We start from the raw sequence: 4,628 nt of genomic DNA, 5'->3' as shown, positions 1-4,628 counted from the left end.
TGGCGTCCCATAGGGGGTTCGAACCCCTGTTACCGCCGTGAAAGGGCGGTGTCCTGGACCACTAGACGAATGGGACGTAACGTTCTTGCCTCGTCGAGGTGGCGCGTATATTACAAAGACCCTCCCCCTTCGTCAACCCCCTGCTTCAACAGGATTTTTCCGGCGTTGGCCAAGTGCATCCACCACATGCTTGTGGTCACGCCCTGACGCCCGCATTCTTGGGGTATGTACCGGGTTTCGCGTGAAGACCGGCAGTCACTCTTTTCGAATTGCCGCGCAGGAGAACTTGCTTGCAGGTTCACACGAGCGCCATTCGAGAAACGCATAGATAGAGAGAAGAGATCATGAGCGAACAAGACCCGCAGACTCAGGACAAGCTGATTCGCAGTGAAGAGGAGTGGCGCAAGCGCCTGACGCCGGAGCAATACCGGGTGACGCGCGAGGCAGGGACCGAGCGCCCCTTCACTGGCGATCACGAAGTCAGCCCGACGCCGGGTACCTATCACTGCATCGCCTGTGACGCCAAGCTGTTCGACAACGACACCAAGTTCGACTCCGGCTGTGGCTGGCCGAGCTTCGACCGCCCCTATGCCGATGCCGCCGTCGAGGAGCACTTCGATACCAGCCATGGCATGCGTCGCGTGGAAGTGCGCTGTCGCCGTTGCGAGTCCCACCTGGGGCACGTCTTCCCGGATGGCCCGACTGACACCGGTCAGCGCTACTGCATCAACTCCGTCGCGCTGCGCTTCAAGCCGATACGCGCCTGACGCCCGGGACATGGAGAGTCGATAGAGCGCTGGGCAGTGATGACCGGATAGCGCGCCTCCATGGCCAGGCCGCCTCTGATAGAATGCGTCGCCATACGCGTCCCCTCCTCTCCCGCATGCCATGTAGCGCCATCCCTGATGGATGAGCGCCTTCCCTGGCATGCGGGAAGAAGGAGGCAGGACAGAGGTGACAGAACAACCGTCATACCCCTGACGGCAGGAGAGAAGCGACATGCTGGGCTGGTATCCGGGACATATGCACAAGGCACGCCGTCAGATAAAGGACGCGCTGCCCGAGATCGACGTGGTCATCGAAGTCCTCGATGCCCGCCTCCCCTACTCCAGCACCAATCCGGTGCTGTCCGAACTGACCCGCCACAAGCCGGTACTCAAGCTGCTGTCTCGCGCCGATCTGGCGGACCCGGCACGCACGCGCGAATGGGTCGAGTATTTCGATGCCCTGCCCAACACCCGTGCACTGGCGATCACCACGCTTGAGGCGCGTGACCTCAAGCAGATTCCGCGCCTGTGCCGCGAGATGGCCGGTCATATCCGCGTCGATCGTGATGCGCGCGTGATGGTGATGGGCATCCCCAACGTCGGCAAGTCGACGCTGATCAATGGCCTGGCGGGTCGCAAGATCGCCAAGACCGGCAACGAGCCCGCCGTCACCAAGCGCCAGCAGAAGATTCGCATCGACGGTGGCATTGCCCTGATCGATACCCCCGGGGTGATGTGGCCGAAGATCGAAGACCAGGCCAGCGCCTATCGCCTGGCCGGCAGTGGCGCGATCCGTGACACCGCCATCGATTACACCGATGTGGCGGTGATCGTCGCGGCGGAGCTGGCCAAGCGCTACCCCACGGAGCTGACCGCACGCTACAAGCTGAAGTCACTGCCGGCCTACAGCGCCAACCCTGACGCCGAGCGAGTCGAGAGTGATGGCCCGCGCAAGGTCGATCTGATGTCGCTGTCCGGCTTCAATGGGGTCGCGATTCTGGAAGAGATCGCCAGCAAGCGCGGCGGCCTGCGTGCCGGTGGCATCATCGACCTGCACCGCGGTGCCGAGGTACTGCTGCATGAACTGCGCGACGGCAAGCTTGGGCGCCTGACACTGGAAACACCCGCCGACATTCCTGCCGAGCCGGTCCCGGAAGCCAGTGGCGAGACGGAAGATGGAGCCGAAACGCGTGAGCAAGAGAGCGAATAACGCTACCAGAACAAGGCGCTAACGCGACTCTCGCCTGACTCCCGTCCGCGGGAGGCGCTTGAATGCCAGTTGAAAATCCCGCCAGAAAACCTCTGGCGGGATTTTTTTCTGCCTGAACATCTCAAACCACAAATTTAACCACGCTATTGGCCCTTGGCCGTGGCGCGGCAGGCCAGCGGCGCGATATGCTGGACGCTCGCCCCTACACCTTACGTGACGGAGATCTACGGAAAGCATCATGGATACCGAGCAAAGAAAGCCCCGCGAAATTCGCAAGTCACACAAGCTGGACAACGTCTGCTATGACATTCGCGGGCCGGTTCTCGAACACGCCAAGCGTCTCGAGGACGAGGGCCATCGCATTCTCAAGCTCAATATCGGCAACCCGGCGCCCTTCGGCTTCGAGGCACCGGAAGAGATTCTGCAGGACGTGATGCGCAACCTGCCGACAGCGCAGGGCTATTGTGATTCCAAGGGGCTTTACTCTGCGCGCAAGGCGATCATGCAGGAGTGCCAGCGCAAGGATATCCAGGGTGTCGGGATCGAGGACATCTACATCGGCAACGGCGTCTCGGAATTGATCGTGCTGGCCATGCAGGCATTGCTCGATGATGGCGACGAGCTTTTGGTACCGGCGCCGGATTACCCGCTATGGACTGCTGCCGCCAACCTGGCCGGTGGTCGCGCCGTGCACTATCTGTGTGACGAAGCGCAGGACTGGGCGCCCTCCATCGAGGACATCCGCGCCAAGGTGACCAGCCACACAAAGGGCATCGTGCTGATCAATCCGAACAACCCGACCGGCGCGGTCTATCCGCCCGCGGTGGTGAAGGACATCCTGCAGGTCGCGCGCGAATTCGGTCTGGTGGTGTTCTCTGACGAGATCTACGACAAGATCCTCTACGACGGTACCGAGCACGTCTCCACCGGCGCGCTGGCCGATGACCTGCTGGTCGTGACCATGAACGGCCTGTCCAAGAGCTACCGCTGCGCGGGCTTCCGCTCCGGCTGGATGATTCTCTCCGGCGACAAGCGCCCGGCGGCCGACTTCATCTCCGGCCTCGACATGCTGGCCAGCATGCGCCTGTGCGCCAATGTGCCGGCGCAGCACGCCATCCAGACGGCGCTCGGCGGCTATCAGTCGATCAATGATCTGGTACTGCCGGGCGGACGCCTGCTGGCCCAGCGTGACGCGGCCTGGAAGAAGCTCAACGAGATTCCCGGCGTCAGCTGCGTGAAGCCCAAGGGCGCGCTCTACATGTTCCCGCGGCTCGACCCCGAGATGTATCCCTTCGAGGACGATCAGCAGATGGTGCTGGAGCTGTTGCTGGAAGAGAAGATGCTGCTGGTGCAGGGCACCGCCTTCAACTGGCCGAATCCGGACCACCTGCGCATCGTCACCCTGCCCTACGCCGACCAGCTGGAAGAAGCCATCGAACGCCTCGGCCGCTTCCTGGCGCGACGTCGCAAGGCCTGACATCGGCCCAGCCCCCGTGATCAAGGGGCTACGCAGATCGCCTCCAGTGGTGATACCTTGCTGTCCTTGCAGACCGTCCTTGCAGACTGTCGACGCAAATTCTGCCCGCGCTGCCGCCAGTGATTCATCTCACTGTCAGTATCGCGGGCAGATAATTGCGCCCTACCGATATATTGGCATTGGAGACCTGACCCCATGATGCGGATAGCCCTTTTCCTGATCACCAACCTGGCGGTGGTGCTGCTGGCCAGTGTCACGCTGCGCCTGCTGGGCTTCGATGGCTACATGGAAGCCAACGGCATCAACTACACGGCGCTGCTGATCTTCTGCTTCATCATCGGCATGGCCGGTTCCGTGATCTCGCTGTTCCTGTCCAAGACGATGGCCAAGTCCTCGACCGGCACCGTGATCATCGAACAGCCGCAGAACGACACCGAACGCTGGCTGCTGGACACCGTCGGAGAACTGGCGCGCGACGCTGGCATCAAGATGCCGGAAGTCGGCATCTTCCCGGCGCAGCAATCCAATGCCTTCGCCACCGGCTGGAACCGCAATGATGCGCTGGTCGCCGTCTCGGCCGGCCTGCTCAATCGCATGCGCCCCGAGGAAGTGCGCGCCGTGCTGGCGCACGAGATCGGCCACGTCGCCAACGGCGACATGGTGACGCTGACGCTGATCCAGGGCGTGGTGAACACCTTCGTGATGTTCTTCGCGCGTATCGCCGCACATGCCATCGACGCCTTCCTCAAGCGCGATGACGAGAACGGCGGCCTGGGCTTCTTCGGCTACATGGCGGTCGTGTTCGTGCTGGAAATGGTGCTGGGCCTGGTGGCCTCGATGATCGTCGCCTGGTTCTCGCGCTGGCGCGAATACCGTGCCGATGCCGCAGGCGCAGGCCTGGCGGGCAGCGGCTCGATGATCAACGCCCTGGCTCGCCTCAAGCAGGAACATGAGCTGCCGGACCAGATGCCCGACACCATGACCGCCTTCGCCATCACCACCGGCAAGAGCCGCAAGCTGATGGAGCAACTGTTCGCCAGCCACCCGCCGCTGGATGACCGTATCGCCGCGCTCAAGGCCGCTGCCTACAAGTAAGCTCCGCCAATCCTGCACGGCCTGATTGGCCCCTGCAGACAGCAAAAAGCCCGCCACGTGATCCACGTGGCGGGCTTTT

Annotated in this window: 4 protein-coding genes and 1 tRNA gene; 4 read left to right on the top strand and 1 reads right to left on the bottom strand. The window is 62.5% G+C overall.

The features are described from left to right. Window positions 1–76: transfer RNA gene (locus AC4FAH_RS13300), tRNA-Glu, on the bottom strand. A gap of 268 nt (window positions 77–344) precedes the next feature. Here AC4FAH_RS13300 and msrB point away from each other — a divergent pair. From msrB to htpX, 4 genes are all read left to right on the top strand, one after another. After that, window positions 345–767, top strand: a complete 423-nt coding sequence (msrB, locus tag AC4FAH_RS13295) for a peptide-methionine (R)-S-oxide reductase MsrB (protein WP_043334292.1) — start codon at window positions 345–347, stop codon at window positions 765–767. Window positions 768–999: 232 nt separating this feature from the next. Continuing rightward, a complete protein-coding gene (gene ylqF / locus AC4FAH_RS13290; protein ID WP_463079654.1) occupies window positions 1,000–1,977 on the top strand; it encodes a ribosome biogenesis GTPase YlqF in 978 nt (325 codons plus the stop codon). 238 nt (window positions 1,978–2,215) lie between these two features. Then, a complete protein-coding gene (locus AC4FAH_RS13285) occupies window positions 2,216–3,454 on the top strand; it encodes a pyridoxal phosphate-dependent aminotransferase (RefSeq protein ID WP_225347204.1) in 1,239 nt (412 codons plus the stop codon). A gap of 195 nt (window positions 3,455–3,649) precedes the next feature. Next, a complete protein-coding gene (gene htpX, locus AC4FAH_RS13280; RefSeq protein WP_107336103.1) occupies window positions 3,650–4,549 on the top strand; it encodes a protease HtpX in 900 nt (299 codons plus the stop codon). Window positions 4,550–4,628 lie beyond the last annotated feature (79 nt).

The sequence above is a fragment of the Cobetia sp. genome, from assembly GCF_983723665.1.
Note: the sequence above shows the minus strand (reverse complement) of the source record. Positions and strands in the feature narration are given on the sequence as shown.